The following is a 20,882-nucleotide window of genomic DNA, read 5'->3' on the forward strand; positions in this document are numbered from 1 at the left end:
GACCATGGGTTCGGGTGGGCACCGAGTCGCATAGAGGAGAGTGGTCCTTGTTCAGAAAATTGGCGGCCTTCGTCGTCGCGCTGTCGATGTTGCCGGGGCTGGCTGCGGCCCATGGCCCGACGCGCCAGAAGGCGAGCGAGACGATCACCATCGATGCGGCCCCGGCGAAGGTCTGGGCGACGATCGAGAATTTCGGCGATATGTCCTGGCATCCGCGGGTCGCCATGGACGACGCGCCGAAGGGCAACGAGAAGGGCTCGGTGCGCACGCTCGGCTTCACCTCCGGCGGGATGATGGAGGAGGAACTCTCCAAATACGACGCCGACAAGATGACCTATTCGACCTTCATCGGCCATGTGAACACCGACATCCTGCCGGCGACGAATTACTCGTCGACTATCACGGTGAAGCCGGCCGAGGGCGGGGCGAAGTCGGAGGTCACCTGGCGGGCCGCCTTCTATCGCGGCTATCCCAACAACGAGCCGCCGGCCGAGCTCAACGACGAGGCGGCGGTGAAGGGGGTGAGCGCCTACATCACCGAGGGTCTCGAAAACCTGAAGAAGACGGTCGAATCGGGCTCGTGAGCGGTCGCCTTCACCGGCGTCGCCGGGCGACGGCGCGCCATGGCGCGGCGCTCGGCCTCTCCGCCCTGGTGGCGCTTGCCGCGGGCGGTCAGGCGATGGCCGGTGACATCGGCTATGTGACCAGCCAGGAAGCCGGAGCTCTCTCCTTCGTCGATCTCGATGTAATGAAGGTCGAGGCGACGATCGCCATTCCCGGCAAGCCGGCCGGCATCGCCGTCAGCCGCGACGGGCGCCGCGCCTATGTGTCGCAGCCGGATTCCCGGCAGATCGCCATCGTCGACACGGCTGCCCGCAAGCTGCTCGGCGAGGTGGATGTCGGCGGCGGGCCGCTCGGCATCGCCGTTCATCCCTCGGGCGCGCCGGTCTACGTCGCCGACTGGTATTCCCATTCGCTGCTGCTGGTCGATCCGGAGAAGCGGGCTGTCGTCGGACGCTTCGAGACCGGAAAGTCGCCCTCGGGCGTCGCGGTGTCCAGGGACGGCGACATCGTCGTCACGGCGGACCGGGACTCCGACCAGGTTTCCTTCTTTTCGGCCGAGACCGGCGCCGTGATCGCACGGGTCACCGTCGGGGAACGTCCCTTCGGCGTGTCGTTCTCGCCGGACGGGGCGCGCGTCTATGCCGCGAATGTCGGATCGGACAGCGTCAGCGTCGTGGATGCGCGCGGCCATTTCGTGATCCGGACCGTGCCCGTGGGGTCGCACCCCTACGACGCGGTCGAGACGATGGATAAGGTCTTCGTGACCGACCAGTATGGCGGCACGGTCACCGTCTTCGATCCCGATGACGGCGAGCGGATCGGGCAGCTCGACTGCTGCGACTATCCCGAAGGGATCGCGCCGGGCACCGACGGGGCGCATGTCTATGTCGCCAACTGGTTCGCCAACACGCTGGTGAAGCTCGATGCCGCAAGCCTCGAGGAGGTCGGCAGCGTCGACGTGCCGGACGGGCCGCGGGCCTTCGGCGCATTCGTGCGGGCCGCTCCGGAGGCTGCGGGCGGGGAGACGCAAAGCGAGTGACCCGGAATGAAATCGGGAACCATTCCCGCCGGAATTTGCGGGACAACGGCTCTGACGGATGCCCTGAGGAAGGCACGACGATTTCGGGTCGAGCATGACGAGAGGCGGGGCCGCGTGCCCGCCCGCTTCGGGAGGAAGCCAGATGACGTCCATTCTTCACATGCGGCCGGCGCTCGCGGTGCTCGCTCTTGCCGGCTCGCTTCTTGCCGGGCCGGGATTTCACGCCGCGGCCCAGACGACGAGTGCGACACCCGGTGCCTCGCCCGTGCGGGAAGGCCGGGAGAGCGATGGCGGCGACGGCACCATGAGCGGCGAAGCGCCGGGCGCCACCCGCATCCCGACGCAATCCGCCGAGAGGACGTCCGTCACCCGTTCCGACTATCCGACCGCGGCCATCGCCGACTACGTCTTCGCCTGCATGGCGACCAACGGCGAAACCCAGTCGGCGCTCGAGCAGTGCTCCTGCTCCTTCGACGTCGTCGCCTCGCTCGTTCCCTATGATCGCTACGTCGAGGCATCGACCTGGCTGTCGATGCGCCAGGTGACCGGCGAGAAGGGCAGCCTGTTCCGCGACGCGGCGGAATCGAAGGCCGCCATCGGCGACCTGAGGCGCGCCCAGGCGGAGGCGGAGATCCGCTGCTTCGAGTAAGCTGCTCGGCCCGACCCTCTACGACTGCTCGCCCGTGAACGTCTTTTCGAAGACCGCGCCTTCGGTATCGGAGGCTTTCGCGTGGAACGGACCGGAGTCGCCCGCGCCATAAGCGAAGCGGAAGCTCGGATCTTCCGAGATCGAAATGCCGCCGGTCATGGAAAAGAGCGGCTTGCCGCCCTTGTCGACCCGAAGGTCGGTGATGAAGTGGGCGGGAATGTAGAGCAGCGTCACCTGGTCCTTCTGCAGGCCGGAGTTGTTGGGGTGGCGGATCATCAGCTGCGCCTCGTGGACCGGCGCCTCGTCCGTCCCGAATTCGCGCATCTTCATCTTGCCCATCTCCCTGGCGGCCACCTCCGGATCCTTCGCCGCCGGTGCGGCGCAGCCGCCGGCGGCCTTCACGAAGGTCTTGGTCACGTAGAGCTTGCCGTCGGCGGTCTCGGCGACGGCGTGGATGTCGGTATAGGCGTTGACCCGCACCCTGGTCGACAGCGACCTCATGTCCGCCCCTTGCGCGAATTCGAAGGTCGCGGCGACGGGGGAGGGGTTCTCGTCGATGACCAGGGTGACCTTGCGCACGTCCATCTCCGGATCGAAGCTGAGCTTCACGGGGACGATGGCCGGATCGGTCGCCCGCTTCGGTGCCTCGATGGCGATGGTGTCGGTGCCTTCGACGAGTTGCCGGTCGCCGAAGAGATCGGGCTTCAGCTCGGTCCACGCAGAGTCCGCTTCGGCCGCCTTTTCTTCCGGCGAGAGAGCCGTTTCGGCCCGGCTCGGTCCGGCGAGCGCCAAGGCGAGCATGGCCGATGCGGTGAGGGCGAGGGCCGTGCCTCGGGACGTCGTGCGGTTCCTGCCGTTCTCGGCCATGACTTTCCTCCCGTTGATCTTCGACAAGACTGCCGGTGCGAATTCCCGTTTCGCGGCGGCGATCCGGCTTCGCGCCGCCGCTGACCGTGCAGCCCATGCTTCAATGTTGCCTGCATCGGCTTCTGCGGCAAGGCTCAAGCCTTTCACGGACGCGGGAACGGCCCGACCGACGCCCGGATGACGGCCCTGCTGCCCGCCCCGCGCGGCGTCCGTCGCCTGGACGGCGCTATTCCCATTCGAGTTCGGCATAGGCTGCGGTGGCATTGCGAGGATTGTAGTCCTCGAACAATTGCCATTTCCCGCTTTCGCCGGCCGCCGCGTCGGCAACCGCATCGGCGAGCGGTATGCCGGCGGCGATCGCCTTGCGGATATCGGCAGCCAGGGTTTCGAGGTAGCGGCGTTCGGGCTCGATCGCGGCGGGCCACGGCGCGCTCACAGGACCGTGGCCGGGCACCACCCGCTTTGCCGGGATCGCCATCAGGTCCGGGATCTGCGCCAGCCAGCCCTTGAGGCTGCCGTCGAGAACCGGACAGTGATCCATGAAGACGAGGTCGCCGGCAAACAGCGTCCCGGTCTCTTCGTCGAAGACCGTCAGGTCGTTGTCGGTGTGGGCGGTCCCCCATGCCTTGACGACGAGGGTCCGCCCCCCGAGGTCGATGCGCCGCTCGTCCTCGACGGTCTCGTCCGGCGGGGTCACCGAGACCGCGCCGGCCAGTTCCGGCCCGATCTGCGCGGCCATGGACTGCTTGTAGAACTCGGCGCGGGCAGCAAGGGCCGCCGGCAGCCGGCGATGGCCGACGATCGTCGCGCCCGCCGACTTGAACACCTGATTGCCGAAGAGGTGGTCGGGGTGCATGTGGGTATCGATCAGATAGGCCACCGGCTTGTCCGTCACCCGGCGAATCGCTTCGAGGGCGTCTTCGCCATCCGCCACGCTGCCACCCGAATCGATCATGGCCACGGCCTCGTCGCCGACGACGAAGCCGATATTGGCGATGGCTCCCTGATTCTCCGGCGTCTCCTCGGCGACGAGGCCGTGCCGCGCGTAGACGCCGGGGGCGATCTCTTCGAATCGCGATGCCGCAGCGGCCGTTTCTTTCGCCGGCCCCACCACCAGAATCGCCATCGCCGCGATTGCCAGGCACACGGCGTTGCGCGCGCTCGATCCTCTCATGTCTTCACTCCCTGCTTCCGGTCCTCTTCCCCGACGGACCGGCACCCGTCGACGCCTTCGCCGGCCGGGTCTGACGCCGCAAAAGAGGCGCGATGCCCGGACCGTTGGGCCATGGTTTCGGAGCATGAACCCCGACCGCGCGTCTGCATAGCTTCGCCTGCGGCATGATGGCAGTCTTTTCCGCAGCGCAAAAAAAGCTGCGTCAGCCAATCTGGGCGGGGGCGCTGCAACATCTCGCTCGCCCTTCCCTTGATGGGTTCGAGGCACCGAGACGCCGCTTCCAGTCCTTTCGGCCCCGGCGAGCAGAAAATTCGCCGAAAAAATCACGTCTTGATGGAGATTTGGTCTGGCAGGATGCGACGAAGACGTAAATATTCAAAAGTATAAATCGAATTCGATGCTCAACAATAATTGCGTATACGACAAAATTACGAGTGGGCGGGACGCGTCGAGACGCCGTAACGAATGCGATATTGTGCAGTGCAAATAGAAAAACTCCAGATCGATGCTTGCGCAGGAAAAATTCCCGCACTAGGGTGCCTCTCATGGTTTCCGGCTTCAAGATCGGGGTGTTGGGAGCGCCCCGAATCTCGAAGGCCACTGGTAGGGTATAGATCAACGGTGCCCACCAAGACCCCTATTGGAGGTCGTGACACGCTGCCGGAAGCCTTCCCCATTCATCGCTGGAATCGCGTCGGTGCCATCCGTGCCCCGGCGCGTGCATCAGTCCCATGGGAGAAGAATTCATGCTTAAGACCATTACCAAGGCTGCGCTCGCTTCGAGCCTGCTAATCGCGCTTGGCGGCGGTGCGGCTTCCGCCGCCGAAGGGCTCGTCGAGTTGGCGAAGAATTCGTCCAACTGGGCGATGCCGACCGGGAACTACGCCAACTGGCGTTATTCCGAACTCGACAAGATCAACAAGGACAACGTCTCGAAGTTGGTGCCGGCCTGGTCGTTCTCGACCGGCGTGCTGCGCGGTCACGAGGGCAATCCCCTGGTGGTCGGCGACACGATGTACGTGCACACGCCGTTCCCGAACATCGTCTACGCGCTCGATCTGGCGAACGACGCGACGATCAAGTGGAAATACGAGCCGAAGCAGGATCCGAACGTCATTCCGGTCATGTGCTGCGACACCGTCAATCGCGGCGTCGCCTACGCACCGGCCGACGGCGACCGTCCGGCGATGGTCATTCTCGATCAGGCCGACACGACGCTGGTGGCGCTCAACGCCGAGACCGGCGAAGTCGTCTGGTCGGTGAAGAACGGCGACGCCTCCAAGGGTGAGACCGGCACGATGGCGCCGATGGTCGCCAAGGACAAGGTTCTCGTCGGCATCTCCGGCGGCGAATTCGGCGTCCGCGGCCGTATGACCGCCTACAATCTCGCCGACGGCAAGGAGGCCTGGAAGGCCTATTCCACCGGTCCGGACGAGGAGATGCTGGTCGATCCGGAAAAGACCATGGTGCTCGGCAAGCCGGTCGGCAAGGACTCGTCCCTGCAGAGCTGGGAAGGCGACCAGTGGCAGATCGGCGGCGGCACGACCTGGGGCTGGGTCTCCTACGATCCGGACCTCAACACGGTCTATTACGGCACCGGCAACCCCTCGACCTGGAATCCGGCGCAGCGCCCGGGCGACAACAAGTGGTCGATGACCATCAACGCCCGCGATCTCGACACCGGCGAGGCGAAGTGGCTCTACCAGATGACGCCCCACGACGAGTGGGACTATGACGGCGTCAACGAGATGATCCTCGCCGACGTCAATGTCGACGGGCAGGACCACAAGGCCCTCGTTCACTTCGACCGCAACGGCTTCGCCTACACCATGGATCGCGAGAGCGGCGAACTGCTCGTCGCCAAGAAATACGATCCGGCGGTGAACTGGGCGACCGAAGTCGTCATGGACAAGAGTTCCGACCAGTACGGCCGTCCTCAGGTCGTCGACCAGTACTCGACCGAGAACAACGGCGAGGACGTCAACACCACCGGCGTCTGTCCGGCGGCGCTCGGCACCAAGGACCAGCAGCCGGCGGCCTATTCGCCGGACACCAAGCTCTTCTACGTGCCGACCAACCACGTCTGCATGGACTACGAGCCGTTCCGCGTCGCCTACACCGCCGGCCAGCCTTACGTCGGCGCCACGCTGTCGATGTATCCGGCTCCGAACAGCCACGGCGGCATGGGCAACTTCATCGCCTGGGACGCCGGCAAGGGTGAGATCGTCTGGTCGCTGCCCGAGCAATTCTCGGTGTGGTCCGGTGCTCTCGCCACCAAGGGCGGCGTCGTCTTCTACGGCACCCTCGAGGGTTATCTGAAGGCCGTCGACGCCAAGACGGGCGAGGAACTCTACAAGTACAAGACCCCGTCGGGCATCATCGGCAACGTGATGACCTACGAGCAGGGCGGCAAGCAGATGGTCGGCGTCCTGTCGGGCATCGGCGGCTGGGCCGGCATCGGCCTCGCGGCAGGCCTCACCGATCCGAATGCCGGTCTCGGCGCGGTCGGCGGCTACGCCTCGCTGTCGAAGTACACCGCGCTCGGTGGTCAGCTGACGGTCTTCACCGTTCCTGACCAGACCGCCTCGAAGTAAGCGCCAAGACGGCGGACCGAAACGTCGAGCCTCGCGATCCATCGCGGGGCTCGTTCCGTGAAGAGGTCTGGAAACCGGGATTTCTTCCCGAATCTGGATGTTCTGCGGGTCTCGGGGCGCTCTGCGGCGGGTCCCGACGGTCGAATGGGAGCACGAACGATCCCCTCGGAAAGCCGATGGCGGTCGCTGCGAACGGCCGGTCGTCGCGCCCGCCGGGCCGTATGCCGGCCGAAGACCGGAAAGCCGAGATAGAACCAAGGCAGGCCGATAGACGATGCGCGTGTCGCGCCAGTATTTGAGGAAATGCATGACGACCAAGATGACTGCACTCGCCGGCGCCCTGGTGCTCTCGGTTTCCGGTCTCGCCTTCGCGCAGAATTCCGGCACCACCATCGTGCCTCAGGGGCAGAGCATGCCCGGGCAGACGTCGGGCGGAGCGGCCGCGGCCGCGGCCACTTCGGGCGGCCAGGCTGCGAGCCAGGCACCTGCCGAGGGCTCCGGCGGGGCGGCAGCGCAGGCCTCCGGCGGCGGCCAGGCTGCGGGCGGCGGCACCAGCCAGCCCGACGGCAACGGCGAGGCAGCGGCGGCCGGCGGCGAGGCTCCGACGACGCCCGTTTCGGGCGACGCGAAGATGGCAGACGCCGAGCACATGAAGCCGGATGCCCATCCCTCCAAGGACACCGCGACGGAAGGCAACGAGCCGACCGAAGGCGATCTCGGAAAATATACCGATCCCAGCGGCAACCCGACCTATCTCGTCGATGCCGACGGCAAGGCCGATTGGTACACCTGGCGCGGCTACAAGAAGTACATGGCCAACTGCATGCAGTGCCACGGTCCGGACGGTCTCGGCTCGTCCTTCGCACCCAACCTGACCGACCAGCTCCAGGCTCTCAGCTATTACGACTTCGCCGGCATCGTCGTCAGCGGCCAGCAGAACAAGTGGAATCCGAGCGGCAATTCGGTGATGCCCGCCTGGGGCGAGGATCCGAACGTCATGTGCTCGATGGACGCGATCTACATCTATCTGCGCGCTCGCGCCGATGGCGTCGTCGGCCGCGGCGAACCCAAGCGGATCGGCAACAACAAGGCTGCGCAGGACGAGGAATACAGCTGCCTGGGATTTTGATCGATGAGCATACGCACCAGCCTGGACGCTCTTCTCGCCGCCCTAGTCGCCCTCGTCGCGCTGTCGGGCGCGGCGATGGCGCAGGTCGACCGGGAATTCGGCGGCGAGATCGAACTCGTCGATCCGGATGTGCTGCGGGTCTGTGCCGACCCGAACAACATGCCGTTCTCGAACCAGGCCGGCGAGGGTTTCGAACAGGCCGTCGCGGAGTTTCTGGCCAAGAAGCTCGGCCGCAGCGACGTAACCTACAGCTATTTTCCGCAGGCCACCGGCTTCGTGCGGATGACGCTCGGCTCCAATCTCTGCGACGTCATCATGAGCTATCCGCAGGGTGACGAACTGGTCCAGAACACCAACGCCTATTACCGCACGGCCTATTCGCTGGTGTTTCCGAAGGGCGGCGACCTCGACGGCGTCACCACGCTCGAGGATGCCAAGCTGAAGGGCAAGCGGATCGGCGTCGTCGCCGGAACGCCGCCGGCCACCTACATCGCCAGGGCCGGCCTGATGGGCAAGGCCAAGCCCTATCAGCTGATGATCGACACGCGGGTGGAAAATTCGGCCAAATCGATGATCGACGATCTGGCCAAGGGCGACATCGACGCCGCCGTCCTCTGGGGTCCGATGGCCGGCTACTACGCCAAGGAAGCCGACGAGCACTTCACGGTCGTGCCGCTCACCCGCGAGGGCAAGGGACCGGCCATGGCCTTCCGGATCACCATGGGCGTGCGCCCCGCCGATCAGGAGTGGAAGCGGACCCTCAACCGCGTCATCGCGGCAAACCAGAGCGAGATCAACGACATTCTTCTGTCCTACGGCGTCCCGCTGCTCGACGAGCAGGATCGCCCGATCGAGCCCTCGGGAGAGGCGGCCTCGCCCGCCCCGCCGGACGCGAATGCGTCCGATGGCTCCGGATCGAAGGGCTGAGATGGTTCGCCGCAGCATCATCGCCGCCCTCGCTGCGCTGACGGTGCCGTGGACGGCGAACCATGGCCCTGCGGTGCCGGGAGCTCTGGCGGCCGAACCCGCGGCGCATGGTGCGGCGGTCGCCGTGCCGGAGCCCGAGGGCTACCGCATGGAGGACTACCGGGCCCCGGTCCCGGCGAGGCTGACGGGCGGGACGGTCGTCGATACCGCGGCCGCCCTTCGTCTTCACGACGAGGGCGTTCCCTTCATCGACGTCCTGCCGCGTCCGCCGCGGCCGAAAAACCTTCCGAAGGATACGATCTGGCGACCGGAGCCGCGACGGGACATTCCCGGTTCGATCTGGTTGGTGGACACCGGCTACGGCGAACTCGCACCGGTGATGGAGCGATACCTCCTGGACGGCGTCTCGGCGGCGGCCGGAGGCGACAAGGCTGCCCCCGTCCTCTTCTACTGCAAACGCGACTGCTGGATGAGCTACAACGCCGCCAAGCGCGTGATCGCGGCCGGTTATACCGCCGTCTACTGGTATCCCGAAGGAACCGAGGGCTGGGAAGAGGCGGGCCGCCCGCTGGAGAAGCGCGAGCCGGAACCGCGCCCCGACGAGGGAGCGGCTGGCTCCAGCCCTTCGAAGTGAACCGTCGGCGGGACGAGCAGCCTTCAGAGGCTCATCCGCCCCAGATCATCATGCGGATCGGCATCCAAAGGCCCATGCCGATCATCACCAGGTTTTCCGTCAGGGAGACGAAGCCGAGCGGCACGTTCGACCCGCCGCCGACACAGGCGCATTTCAGCTCGCGCTTCTGGACGTAGACGGCGTAGAACACCGAGACGGCTCCGATCGTCCCGATGATCAGCGCGATCGGCGCCGAAAGCCAGGTGAGCGCCCCGGCGATCATCAAGAGCCCGGCCAGCGTCTCGGCGAAGGGATAGATCTTGCCGTAGCGCACCCAACGCTTGGCGAGGAGATCGTAGTTCAGGAACATCGTCGAGAAGCTCTCGACGTCCTGGAGCTTCTGGATGCCGAGCAGGGTCATCGAAATGGCGAAGAACCATTCGATCGCCCGCAGGGTGAAAATCGTGTCGTAGGCCGCCCAGCTGATCGCCAATCCCATCAGGAAGGCGACGGAGAAGATGGCGATCACCGGCTGATAGGTGGTGTCGTCCGCCGATTTGACGGCCTTGCCGAAATGTTCGCGCAGTTCGGTATAGCCGCCGACGCGCTCGCCGGCGATGAAGGTCTGCGGGGTCGTCTCGACCGCGTGTTCCGCCTTGAAGGCGTCGGTCTCCTCGCGGGTGGTCAGCCAGCGATCCTCGACGGCGAAGCCCTCCCGCTCCAGAAGGTCCTTGGACTTCAGCCCGAAGGGGCAGACATGCTCTTCCATGACCATCCGGTAGAGGACGGCCCGCTTTCCCGGGTCCGAGGAAGTGGAGATCGTGCTCATTGATTCGTCCCATCGTTACGGGGCCCGGCCCCTTGCTTGAATTCATGTGTTGCAACGCAGATGGACATTCCAGTCGCTGGAAGGTCAAGGCAGAGACGGTGTCGCGGTCCCGCGCCTCCCGAAGGACCCGGACCGGCGACCGCTGTCGGGCACCAGGAAAGGCTGACTCTGCCATGGCAGAGGAGCCATCGTTTCTCGTGCGCTGGCGTCACGACAGTCCGACTCCGTCGTCATGAAAGATCGACTCTTTGACGCCGTTCGTCACGGAAGGCCGACTCTCTGGATTTCACTCCGAGTTCGCCATGAATATAGACAGCCGAGAAAATAATACGTAATATACGAAAAATCCGGAATGGAGGTGATTATGAAAGCGCAAACGGTTACGGCATCCGAAGTGCAACGCCAATTCGGTCGCGTCCACGACATGGCCATGAAGGAACCGGTGGCTATCACCAACCACGGACGTTCGACGTCCTATCTCGTTTCGGCAGACCTATTCGAGCAGATGCTACTCTGCTACCGGCGTGCCTCCTTCGTTGGAGATCTTAGCGATGATGACATGAGACAGATCTTGGAAGCGAAAGTTCCCGAAGAACACAATTGGGAACCCGATGAAGTGTCTTATGCGCCATGAATATTCCTGATGACGTTCATCCGGGATTGGTTTTAGGCTACTCCTATTTATGGGCGGATGAGCAGAAAGAAGGCAGGGAAGAGGGAATCAAGGACCGACCTGCAGTCGTAGTTCTCTCTAAAAATATGAAAGACGGCGTTCTTTACGTTACGGTCGCTGCAATTACTCATTCACCTCCCCGCGGCAAGCAGGGTTCGATTGCCATCGACCCGAGGATCAAAGACCGATTAGGATTGGATGACGACGTATCTTACGTGGTCACGGACGAACTCAACACGTTCGTTTGGCCCGGCCCCGATCTTCGCCCAACTACTGTCGATCGAGGAAAGCCTGATGCGTCATGCGTGTATGGCTATATCCCACAATCCTTATTAACTAAAATCGGCTCATCGATCGCCGAACATCGCAACCAGCAGCGGTTTCGACTTGTTAAGCGCTCGGGCTAACCAGACCGAAATGGGTTTCATCGCGTCCGGTGACGGTGCCGGTCGTGGACGAACTGGACTTCGGCGACGCCATCCGGGGCGTCAGGATCTTCGGAACGAACCTGACCGGTCCGGATGCGGACGGTCACGATATCATGGAGGCCGGCTTCCGAGCCTTGAGCGAGGGAGACGAAGGCGTCCGTTAGGCTCTGACGGTCGTTTCCGATCGCCGCCCTGAACGTCCCGGCGCGCTTGGTGCCTATGGCGATCTTCATGCCTTTGCCCGCGACACGGCGCGAGGTCGAGGATCGCCTCGCCTTCTGGAATTGACGCGCGACCATGCCGAGCATCGATGGGAACCGGTGATGCTGTTCGGCCGAGGCCGAAGCGACGAGGCGTCGTCGCGATAAAATCCACGTTCTGTTAGGACGCGTCGACGTCAGTCGGCGCGTTTTTTTGTGCCTTGCTCGACCGAGAGGACGGCATCTCCGTGTCCGTCGACGGATCGAGTCAGACTTTTGCGCAAGCCGAGTCATGCTTCGGCCGGATAGAGTCAGGGTTTTGTGACGCCGACACCGCGGCCGAAGCGCGGATGGATCGGCGTCGTTCGAATTTTGACCAAACGATAAAAAAATTGACGGCGGCGAAAAATGGAATCATTCTCGTTTTCGAGCGGGTGAGCGCCGAACCCGCGCGGTGCAGACGGGCGAGGCCCGGGCTGAAAACACGGGCGCCGAGAGGGGATGACCGCGATGACCGATCCCGCAGGAGTCGACGTCAGGGCAGGGCGGCTTTCCGCCGAGGTGCTCGCGACGGGCTTTTCCGATCTCCATCCGGCGTTCGAGCCGCACGAAGCCTTCGTCGAGGCCGACCGCTGCTATTTCTGCTACGATGCGCCCTGTATGCAGGCCTGTCCGACCGGCATCGACATTCCGCTGTTCATTCGCGAGATCCAGGCCGGCAATCCGATCGGCGCGGCGAAGACGATTCTCTCGGCCAACATTCTCGGCGGCATGTGCGCGCGCGTCTGCCCGACCGAGACGCTCTGCGAAGAGGTCTGCGTGCGCGAGGTGGCCGAGGGCAAGCCGGTGCAGATCGGCCTCCTGCAGCGCCATGCCACCGATGCGCTGATGGCGACGGGGAACCATCCGTTCCGCCGCGCCGCGCCGACCGGCAGGCGGATCGCCGTCGTCGGCGCCGGGCCGGCCGGCCTTTCCTGCGCCCATCGCCTCGCCATGCTCGGCCACGACGTGACGATCTTCGACGCCCGCGAAAAGCCGGGCGGGCTCAACGAATACGGCATCGCCGCCTACAAGGCGACGGAGGACTTCGCCCAGCGGGAAGTGGAATTCCTCCTGAAGATCGGCGGGATCGCCATCGAAACCGGCAAGGCGCTCGGCCGCGACGTGCATCTCGCCGATCTGCGTCGTGACTACGACGCGGTGTTCCTCGGTCTCGGCCTCGCCGGCGTCAACGCGCTCGGGGCCGAGGGCGAGACGGCCGGCGGCTCGCACGACGCCGTCGCCTGGATCGCCGATCTGCGCCAGACGGCGGAGCTTTCGCAGCTTCCCGTCGGCCGGCGGGTGGTGGTCATCGGCGGCGGCATGACGGCGATCGACGCAGCCGTCCAGTCGAAGGCCCTCGGCGCCGAGGAGGTGACGATCGCCTATCGCCGCGGCCGCGAGGCGATGAACGCGAGCCCTTACGAACAGGAGGTGGCTGCAACGCGCGGCGTGCACCTGCGCTTCAATCTGCAGCCGAAGCGGATCCTGGCGGAAAACGGCCATGTGACCGGCATCGAGATGGAGCGCACCCGCAGCGACGGTGGAACGCTGGTCCTGACCGGCGAGACGGTGACGCTTGAGGCCGACCAGGTCTTCAAGGCGATCGGCCAGAGCTTCGTCGCCGAGGGCACCGATCACGAGGGGGAGGGGATCGCGTTGGAGCGCGGCCGCATGAAGGTCGACGCCGCGTGCCGCACCTCGCTCGACGGCGTCTGGGCCGGCGGCGACTGCATTGCCGGGGGCGAGGACCTGACCGTCGTCGCGGTGGAGGACGGCAAGATCGCGGCCATGGACATTCACGCGGCGCTGACGGCCGCGGACAGGGTGGCGGCGGAGTAATGCCGTGGGCGAGATTACGCGGGTCATGTCCTCCGAGTTTCAGGCGCTTGCACTGACAGGGCCGAGAAAGCACTGCCCAAGCCTCACGCACCATCGGACCGAGATGCGTTTCGGGAAAGTGTTGCATCGGACACGGCATGGGCCTGCAGGAACGCAGCGCAAGCGTATGTTCCCGAGGGCGGCAAAGCAGTCCCACCGTCAAAGCAAATCGACGAATTCCTTCGTCGTCAAACCCGACTTGTCGAGTATCGAACGCAGTGTGCCGGTCGGCAAGTCGCGACTTCCATGGACGGGCACACTGACCTTCGATTCAGGCCGCTCGGGATGCCGCAGGACATGGTGGCTGCCGCTCATCCGAAGAACCCCGCCTGGTTGCAAGGCTCGCACGATCGTCTTCCCGCTGAGCGCAGGCAGCGGGGGTATTTGGAGCCGCCTGAAAGACAGACACCTGCCGAACCAGTGGCACGACGTCCTCCGGGATCGGTTCTCCCTCGTCCCGTCTCACTTCGAGGCAGAGAGCGATGGCTTCCTCAGCCATTTGCAACGCGTCTTCTTCCGTTTCGCCATAACTTACGATCTCCGGAAGCGCCGGCACCAATACGGTGAACCCACCCTCCGGCTCGGGCCGGAGTTGAATGGTGTAGGTGATGGTTCCGCTCACGACGCACCTCGCAATCTTTCGCGATCGACGGTCACCATAGCAACCTTCGGTACGGCCTGCCAGAAAAGGAGCCAAGTACGTGGCTGATCTCTCTACGTCCTTTCTCGGCATTTCCTCGCCGAACCCGTTCTGGCTGGCTTCCGCCCCGCCGACGGACAAGGAATACAACGTCCAGCGAGCCTTCGAGCAGGGTTGGGGCGGGGTGGTCTGGAAGACGCTGGGCGAGGATCCGCCCGTCGTCAACGTCAACGGTCCGCGCTACGGGGCGATCTGGGGACCGGACCGGCGGCTGCTCGGCCTCAACAACATCGAGCTGATCACCGACCGGGCGCTCGATACGAACCTCGAGGAAATCGCGAGGGTCAAGCGCAACTGGCCGGACCGGGCGCTGATCGTCTCCCTGATGGTCCCCTGCGAGGAGGCGCCCTGGCAGAAGATCCTGGGTCTGGTCGAACAGACCGGCGCCGACGGCGTCGAACTCAACTTCGGCTGCCCGCACGGCATGTCCGAGCGCGGCATGGGCTCGGCGGTCGGCCAGGTGCCGGAATACATCGAGATGGTCGCCCGCTGGTGCAAGCAGCATTCGAGGCTGCCGGTCATCGTCAAGCTGACACCGAACATCACCGACATCCGCTATCCGGCCCGGGCGGCCAAAGAGGGCGGGGCGGACGCGGTGTCGCTGATCAACACCGTCAGTTCCATCATGTCGATCGACCTCGACAATTTCGCGCCGACGCCGACGATCGACGGCAAGGGTTCGCATGGCGGCATGTGCGGCCCGGCCGTCAAGCCGATCGCCCTCAACATGGTGGCCGAGATCGCCCGCGATGCCGCGACGGCCGACATGCCGATCTCCGGCATCGGCGGCATCACCACCTGGCGCGACGCGGCGGAGTTCATCGCGCTCGGCTGCGGCAACGTCCAGGTCTGCACCGCGGCGATGACCTACGGCTTCAAGGTGGTCAAGGAGATGATCTCGGGCCTCGCCGACTGGATGGACGAGAAGGGCTACGCCACGATCGAAGACTTCCGCGGAAAGGCGGTCCCGAACGTCACCGACTGGCAGTATCTCAACCTCAACTACGTGACCAAGGCGCGGATCGACCAGGACAAGTGCATCTCCTGCGGCCGCTGCCACATCGCCTGCGAGGACACCTCGCATCAGGCGATCACCAGTATGGTCGAGGGCAGGCGGCATTTCGAGGTGATCGACGAGGAGTGCGTCGGCTGCAATCTGTGCGTCAACGTCTGCCCGGTCGAGGACTGCATCACCATGGAGAGGATCTCCGGCTTCGATCCGAGGACCGGCAAGCCCATTCCGGACGAATACGACAACTGGACCCGGCATCCGAACAATCCGGCATCGGCCGAGAAGAAGCAGCATGCACCGGAGCCGGTGACGATGCCGGATGCGGCCGAGTGACGATTTCCACCCGCTGTAGGTGAGACGCGTACGCGGCGGATCGTCTTCCCCGCCGCTCCGGCGGCAGGAAGCCGAGCGACAGACCTCTCCTCGACCGCCGGCCGCGCGCCCGAGGCGGTGTCGAGTTCCATTGTGCGGACTGGCCAGTCTTGCGGCGCAGGGACGGTTTTCGCATCGACGGCCGCTTGGTGGAACCCTGCGGCCAGACGTCTCCTTTGCTTTGCCCGGAGCGAAAACACATGCGGAGATCTCGACGTAACGTCGAAGTAACCTTGCGCGGGGCATAGTGCGCCTCTGGCGAGCGAGCATGCTGCAACCGCTGGCGAGTGTTTCACTTTCAAGGCCGAGAAAGACGCGTAATGTCGATCAAGGTGAGGCTCATCCTGGGCTTTCTCGTGTTTGCCGGCCTGACGATCGCCTTCGGACTGTTGTCCTATCGCGGCCAGGTCGATGCAGTCGAGAAACTCGGCGCCTTCGTCGACGCCGGGGTCGAGCCGCTGACGCAGCTCCAGGCGAGCCTCGTCGGCATGAACGAGGTTCGCAGCCGCATCGACAACCGGATTCAGCTCGAAGGCGAATCCGCGAGACGAACGGCGCTCACCGGTCGCGATCTCGAGGAAGTGCTGGGGGCGGTCGCCGAGGTGCGCGAGACGGTGGGTGTCGTCCTCCAATCCGACATCCCGGAAGAAGCCAAGGCCGATCTGCGCGGCCTCGTCTATTCCGTCGGGCTGATCGAGACCGGCTATGCCTCGGTTTCGAAGCCGACGGTGATGCGCGAATTGGAGAAGATCACCCTCGGGCTGCAATCGTCCGTGCGGATCCTGCGGGCCGATCTCGATGCGCGGGGCGAGGCGGCGAACCAGTCGTTCGAGGGAGGAACGTTGCAGCAGGCGATCGGCCTCGGCGCCGTGCTCTCTGCCATGCTCGGTCTCCTCGTCTATCTGATCCGGTCGGTCTCCTCGCCGTTGCGGCGGCTCTCCGAAACCGCCAGGGCGCTGCTCGCCGGCGCGGACGACCTGACGATCCGGCCGATCGGTCCGGGCGAGGTCCGCGGCGTCTTTTCGGCCCTCAAGGAAATGCAGGATCGCTATATGGTCCTGCAGTCGACGCTCGACGCCAAGACCGACATGCTGTCGACCCAGATCGCGGCCCAGCAGGGACAGCTCCAGGCCGCGCTCGACAACATGACCCAGGCCCTCTGCATGCTCGACGGCCAGCGCCGGCTTCTGCTCTCCAATGGTGTCTTCAACGAGCGTTTCGGCGAATTCGACATCCTGACTCCGGCCAAGAAGTTCTTTTCGGACCAGAGCTTGACGACCTCGTTGCGGGAGAACGAAAACGACTCCCTGCAGATGACGATGCCCGACGGGACGATCCTCGAGGTGAAGCGCCGGGGAATGCCGGGCAAGGGGCTGTTGATCACCTTCGAGGACATCACCGAGCGCGAGCGGATTTCCAAGCGACTGAAATACCTCGCCGGTCACGATCAGCTCACGGACCTGCCCAACCGCCGGCAGTTCGGCGAAGAACTCGACCAGCTCCTCAAGACGACCCGCAAGCCCTTCGCGCTGGTCGTCGTCGACCTGCGCAACTTCAAATCGATCAACGACACCTTCGGCCACCCGGTCGGCGACGCGCTGCTCAAATCCTGCGGCGACCGCCTGGCCGGCCTCGTCGATGCGAGGGCCAGCGTCGCGCGGCTGGGCGGCGACGAATTCGCCGTCATAGCGCCTCAGGCGAAGTCCGCCGCCGAGGCGAGCGCGCTCGGCGAGTCGATCGTCAGGGCCTTCGCCGAGCCCTTCGAGGTCGAGGGGCGGCGGATCTTCGCATCGGTGAGCGTCGGCATCGTCGCCCATGATCCGAGCATCACCGAGGCCGACGCCACCAATGCCGACATCATGCTGCAGAACTGCGACCTGGCGCTCTACAGGGCCAAGGAGGAGCGCTCCGACAGCGGCGCCTTCGAGCTTTTCCAGCCGGCGCTGCGGGCCAATCTGAGACAGCGTCGGGAAATGGAGCTCGATCTGAAGGCGGCCCTCGATGCGGAGGAATTCGAGCTCTACTACCAGCCTTTCGTCGACATGGCGGACAAGCGGGTCAGCGGTTTCGAGGCGTTGCTGCGCTGGAGCCATCCGGAAAAGGGCATGATCTCCCCGAGCGTCTTCATCCCGCTTGCGGAAGAAGCCGGATTGATCGAACGACTGGGTATCTGGTGCCTGGAAACCGCCTGTGCCGAAGCGGCGACCTGGCCGGAATCGATGACGATCTCGGTCAACCTCTCGCCCATGCAGTTCAAGAGCGCGACGCTCCTGTCCGACATCGACCGGGCGTTGACGAATTCGCGCCTCGCCGCAGAACGGCTGCAGATCGAGGTGACGGAATCCTTGTTCCTCGACGAGAGCGACCGCGTTCTCGACATCCTGAAGGAGATGCGCCGGCGCGGCCTCACGGTGTCGATGGACGATTTCGGGACCGGCTATTCCTCGCTCGGCTATCTCAGCCGCTTCTCCTTCAACAAGATCAAGATCGACCAGTCCTTCGTCCGCGACATGGGACGGGCCGAGAATCTCGCCATCGTCCGATCGGTGATCGGCCTGTCGAAATCCTTGAACATGCAGGTGATCGCCGAGGGCATCGAGACCGACGAGCAGATGCGCGGGCTTCTGGCCGAAGGGTGCCGCGAGATGCAGGGCTATTTCTTCTCCACGCCGCAGCCGAAGGAGGAACTGCCGCGCGTCATCGCCGACATCACCAGGCGATGGACCGGCGATCTGGAGGTCGCCGCCGGCAAGACGCTGGCGGCATAGGAACAATTCCGATGGCAAGGGCCGGATAACGCCATTGCGGGCCGACAGGATCGGCCCGAAAATCGGAATCGATTTTCGGAAAGCACGATCCGTCGATTCAATGGCTTAGAGCGTCCTTTGTGCGTCCGATTGGACGCACGGCGCTCTATGACGGGCCTCGCCCGGCACCTGCGCGCCTCGGCCCGCCCGTGCGCGTCGGTTCACCCGCGCGGTCGAATGCCGTTGAGGACGATCGACAGGACCGCCTGCGCGGTCTGCTCGCTGAAGCCCGGCTTGTCGACCTGTGAGCCGAGGACGGCGCGGACCTGAACGTCGAAATCGGCATAATGCTGGGTCGCCGCCCAGATCATGAAGATCAGATGGACCGGATCGACCGGCGCGAGGCGACCCTCCGAAACCCAGCGGCGGATGACGCCGGCCTTTTCGTGAACGAGTTCGCGCAGCCGGGTCCTGAGAAAATCGCCGATCACCGGCGCCCCGGCCAGCACCTCGTTGGCGAACAGCCGCGAGGCCGCCGGCCGCTCCGCGGACATTGCGAGCTTCAGGGTGATGTAGCGGCGCAGCTCCTCGATCGGATCGCCCGCCGGATCGATCGCGGCGAGCGGCGCCAGCCAGTCGGCCAGCGTATGCTCCAGCACGGCGCGATAGATGTCCTGCTTGCGGCGGAAGTAATAGAGGAGGTTGGGCTTCGACATCTTCGCCTTCGCGGCGATCTGATCGACCGTCGAGCCGCGGAAGCCATGAGCCGCGAAGACTTCCAGCGCCGCGTCGAGGATGATCTCGCGATTGATCGCCTGGATCCGCGTCGGCTGGCGATGATTCGCAAAGGAGCCCAGACGGTCTTCGACTTTCGCGTCCAAATCTGATCCTTTTTTGCCGCCATCGGGCCACGGATGCGTGCCCCGCGATTGCGCTTGACCGCCTCCGGGGGAGCTTCTAGCCTCCGATTTGACCAAATAGTCAAGAATCCGGCCGCGAGCGCAAGCCCGGCCGGATCGGTGAAGGCAACATCGATGAACGAGCAGACGCGGATCGCCCCCAACAATCTCGAAGCCTTCTGGATGCCGTTCTCGGCCAACCGGCAGTTCAAGCAGGCGCCGCGCATGTTCGTCGCCGCGAGGGACATGCACTACACCACCTCGGACGGACGCCAGGTTCTCGACGGCACGGCAGGGCTGTGGTGCGTCAATGCCGGCCATTGCCGACCGAAGATCACCGAGGCGATTCAGCGCCAGGCGGCCGAGCTCGACTACGCCCCGGCCTTCCAGATGGGCCACCCCAAGGCCTTCGAACTCGCCTCGCGGCTGACGACCATTGCGCCGGACGGCCTCGACCACGTCTTCTTCACCAATTCCGGGTCGGAATCGGTCGAGACCGCGCTGAAGATCGCGCTCGCTTATCACCGGGCGAAGGGCGACGGTGCGAGGTTCCGGCTGATCGGCCGCGAGCGCGGCTATCACGGCGTCAATTTCGGCGGCATCTCGGTCGGCGGCATCGTCGGCAACCGCAAGATGTTCGGCACGCTCCTCACCGGCGTCGACCACATGCGCCACACCCACGATCCCGAGCGGAACGGCTATTCCAGGGGCGAGACCGAGCACGGCGTCGAGCTTGCCGAGGACCTCGTCCGCATCGCGACGCTGCACGATCCTTCGACCATCGCCGCCGTCATCGTCGAGCCGGTCGCCGGCTCGACCGGCGTCCTGCCGCCGCCGAAGGGGTACCTCAAGCGCCTGCGCGAAATCTGCGACCAGCACGGCATCCTGCTCATCTTCGACGAGGTGATCACCGGCTACGGACGCATGGGCACGGCCTTTGCGGCGGATTATTTCGGCGTGACGCCGGACATCATGATCACCGCCAAGGGCCTGACCAACGGCGTCATCCCGATGGGGGCGGTCTTTGCCTCGGCGAAGATCCACGACGCCTTCATGTCCGGGCCGGAACACCTGATCGAGTTCGCGCACGGCTACACCTATTCCGGTAACCCGATCGCCGCCGCGGCGGGCCTTGCAACGCTCGAAACCTATCTCGAAGAGGGCCTGTTCGAGCGGGCGAAGGCCCTGGAGCCGGTTTGGGCCGACGCGATCCATTCGCTGAAGGGCACCCGCCACGTCACCGACATCCGCACCATCGGCCTGATCGGCGCGATCGAGCTGGAGCCGATGAAGGGCGAGCCCACCAAGCGCGCCTTCTCGGCCTTCGTGAAGGCCTTCGAGGAGGGGCTTCTGATCCGCACCACCGGCGACATCATCGCGCTGTCGCCGCCGCTGATGGTCTCGGAGGACCAGATCGGCGAGATCGTCGACACGCTGAAGGGGATTTTGGCCGGGCTGGAGTGAGCGCGACCGCCATTGTGGCGGAACGTCGGGACGTGCCGCTGACGGAGCGCGGGAACCCTGGCACGTTGCCGGAGAAGGCGCC

General features: G+C 64.9%; 19 protein-coding genes. 13 read left to right on the forward strand and 6 right to left on the reverse strand.

All coding sequences use genetic code 11. The features are described 5' to 3' along the window. Positions 1-86 precede the first annotated feature (86 nt). From LZD57_RS11540 to LZD57_RS11550, 3 genes are all read left to right on the forward strand, one after another. On the forward strand, positions 87-584 hold the full coding sequence (locus LZD57_RS11540; RefSeq protein WP_420844798.1) for an SRPBCC family protein: 498 nt from the start codon (positions 87-89) through the stop codon (positions 582-584). After that, positions 581-1,603: a YVTN family beta-propeller repeat protein gene (locus LZD57_RS11545; protein WP_233719778.1), complete on the forward strand. Its 1,023-nt coding sequence runs from the start codon at positions 581-583 to the stop codon at positions 1,601-1,603. The genes LZD57_RS11540 and LZD57_RS11545 overlap by 4 nt, the downstream gene beginning before the upstream one ends. A gap of 304 nt (positions 1,604-1,907) precedes the next feature. Next, positions 1,908-2,252 carry a hypothetical protein gene (locus LZD57_RS11550; RefSeq protein ID WP_420844799.1) on the forward strand — a complete coding sequence of 115 codons (345 nt, stop codon included), beginning with the start codon at positions 1,908-1,910 and terminating at the stop codon, positions 2,250-2,252. 18 nt (positions 2,253-2,270) lie between these two features. Here LZD57_RS11550 and LZD57_RS11555 read toward each other — a convergent pair whose 3' ends face one another. Together LZD57_RS11555 and LZD57_RS11560 are read right to left on the reverse strand one after the other, a co-directional pair. Next, complete coding sequence (locus LZD57_RS11555; protein WP_233719810.1) at positions 2,271-3,053, reverse strand: quinoprotein dehydrogenase-associated SoxYZ-like carrier; 783 nt, start codon at positions 3,051-3,053, stop codon at positions 2,271-2,273. A gap of 292 nt (positions 3,054-3,345) precedes the next feature. Beyond that, on the reverse strand, positions 3,346-4,293 hold the full coding sequence (locus LZD57_RS11560; protein ID WP_233719779.1) for a quinoprotein relay system zinc metallohydrolase 2: 948 nt from the start codon (positions 4,291-4,293) through the stop codon (positions 3,346-3,348). A gap of 746 nt (positions 4,294-5,039) precedes the next feature. Between LZD57_RS11560 and LZD57_RS11565 the strand changes: the two genes are divergently transcribed. From LZD57_RS11565 to LZD57_RS11580, 4 genes are all read left to right on the forward strand, one after another. Then, positions 5,040-6,887: a methanol/ethanol family PQQ-dependent dehydrogenase gene (locus tag LZD57_RS11565; RefSeq protein WP_233719780.1), complete on the forward strand. Its 1,848-nt coding sequence runs from the start codon at positions 5,040-5,042 to the stop codon at positions 6,885-6,887. A gap of 307 nt (positions 6,888-7,194) precedes the next feature. After that, the gene (locus LZD57_RS11570; protein WP_233719781.1) at positions 7,195-8,016 is read left to right on the forward strand and encodes a c-type cytochrome; all 822 of its coding nucleotides are present in this window, start codon (positions 7,195-7,197) and stop codon (positions 8,014-8,016) included. Between the two features lie 3 nt (positions 8,017-8,019). Then, the gene (locus tag LZD57_RS11575; protein WP_420844797.1) at positions 8,020-8,943 is read left to right on the forward strand and encodes a substrate-binding domain-containing protein; all 924 of its coding nucleotides are present in this window, start codon (positions 8,020-8,022) and stop codon (positions 8,941-8,943) included. A gap of 1 nt (position 8,944) precedes the next feature. Beyond that, on the forward strand, positions 8,945-9,577 hold the full coding sequence (locus LZD57_RS11580) for a PQQ-dependent catabolism-associated CXXCW motif protein (protein WP_233719782.1): 633 nt from the start codon (positions 8,945-8,947) through the stop codon (positions 9,575-9,577). Positions 9,578-9,608: 31 nt separating this feature from the next. Here LZD57_RS11580 and LZD57_RS11585 read toward each other — a convergent pair whose 3' ends face one another. Further along, on the reverse strand, positions 9,609-10,385 hold the full coding sequence (locus tag LZD57_RS11585) for a glutaredoxin family protein (RefSeq protein WP_233719783.1): 777 nt from the start codon (positions 10,383-10,385) through the stop codon (positions 9,609-9,611). Positions 10,386-10,749: 364 nt separating this feature from the next. Between LZD57_RS11585 and LZD57_RS11590 the strand changes: the two genes are divergently transcribed. The 3 genes from LZD57_RS11590 to LZD57_RS11600 all read left to right on the forward strand — a co-directional run bounded on the left by LZD57_RS11590 (position 10,750) and on the right by LZD57_RS11600 (position 13,567). Continuing rightward, on the forward strand, positions 10,750-11,019 hold the full coding sequence (locus tag LZD57_RS11590) for a type II toxin-antitoxin system Phd/YefM family antitoxin (RefSeq protein WP_233719784.1): 270 nt from the start codon (positions 10,750-10,752) through the stop codon (positions 11,017-11,019). Next, positions 11,016-11,465 carry a type II toxin-antitoxin system PemK/MazF family toxin gene (locus LZD57_RS11595; RefSeq protein ID WP_233719785.1) on the forward strand — a complete coding sequence of 150 codons (450 nt, stop codon included), beginning with the start codon at positions 11,016-11,018 and terminating at the stop codon, positions 11,463-11,465. The genes LZD57_RS11590 and LZD57_RS11595 overlap by 4 nt, the downstream gene beginning before the upstream one ends. A 731-nt stretch (positions 11,466-12,196) precedes the next feature. After that, complete coding sequence (locus tag LZD57_RS11600; protein WP_233719786.1) at positions 12,197-13,567, forward strand: NAD(P)-dependent oxidoreductase; 1,371 nt, start codon at positions 12,197-12,199, stop codon at positions 13,565-13,567. 198 nt (positions 13,568-13,765) lie between these two features. Here the strand turns inward: LZD57_RS11600 and LZD57_RS11605 are convergent, their stop codons facing one another. Then, positions 13,766-13,921, reverse strand: a complete 156-nt coding sequence (locus LZD57_RS11605; protein ID WP_233719787.1) for a type II toxin-antitoxin system HicA family toxin — start codon at positions 13,919-13,921, stop codon at positions 13,766-13,768. Continuing rightward, positions 13,878-14,339, reverse strand: coding sequence for a type II toxin-antitoxin system HicB family antitoxin (locus LZD57_RS11610; RefSeq protein WP_233719788.1), 462 nt, complete (start codon positions 14,337-14,339; stop codon positions 13,878-13,880). Before LZD57_RS11610 ends, LZD57_RS11605 begins: the two co-directional genes overlap by 44 nt. Here LZD57_RS11610 and preA point away from each other — a divergent pair. Both preA and LZD57_RS11620 read left to right on the forward strand, forming a co-directional pair. Then, positions 14,308-15,651, forward strand: coding sequence for an NAD-dependent dihydropyrimidine dehydrogenase subunit PreA (gene preA, locus LZD57_RS11615; protein WP_233719789.1), 1,344 nt, complete (start codon positions 14,308-14,310; stop codon positions 15,649-15,651). The genes LZD57_RS11610 and preA overlap by 32 nt on opposite strands. Positions 15,652-16,010: 359 nt before the next feature. Beyond that, positions 16,011-18,458 (forward strand): putative bifunctional diguanylate cyclase/phosphodiesterase, encoded by a 2,448-nt coding sequence (locus LZD57_RS11620; protein ID WP_233719790.1) that lies wholly within the window; start codon positions 16,011-16,013, stop codon positions 18,456-18,458. 200 nt (positions 18,459-18,658) lie between these two features. On the opposite strand, the gene LZD57_RS11625 is transcribed toward LZD57_RS11620, so the two are convergent. After that, positions 18,659-19,318, reverse strand: a complete 660-nt coding sequence (locus LZD57_RS11625) for a TetR family transcriptional regulator C-terminal domain-containing protein (protein WP_233719791.1) — start codon at positions 19,316-19,318, stop codon at positions 18,659-18,661. 153 nt (positions 19,319-19,471) lie between these two features. On the opposite strand from LZD57_RS11625, the gene aptA reads away from it, so the two are divergent. Beyond that, positions 19,472-20,800: an omega-aminotransferase AptA gene (gene aptA / locus LZD57_RS11630; protein WP_233719792.1), complete on the forward strand. Its 1,329-nt coding sequence runs from the start codon at positions 19,472-19,474 to the stop codon at positions 20,798-20,800. Positions 20,801-20,882: the final 82 nt, after the last annotated feature.

This window comes from Jiella avicenniae, from assembly GCF_021390325.1.
GTDB classification, from domain to species: domain Bacteria; phylum Pseudomonadota; class Alphaproteobacteria; order Rhizobiales; family Rhizobiaceae; genus Jiella; species Jiella avicenniae.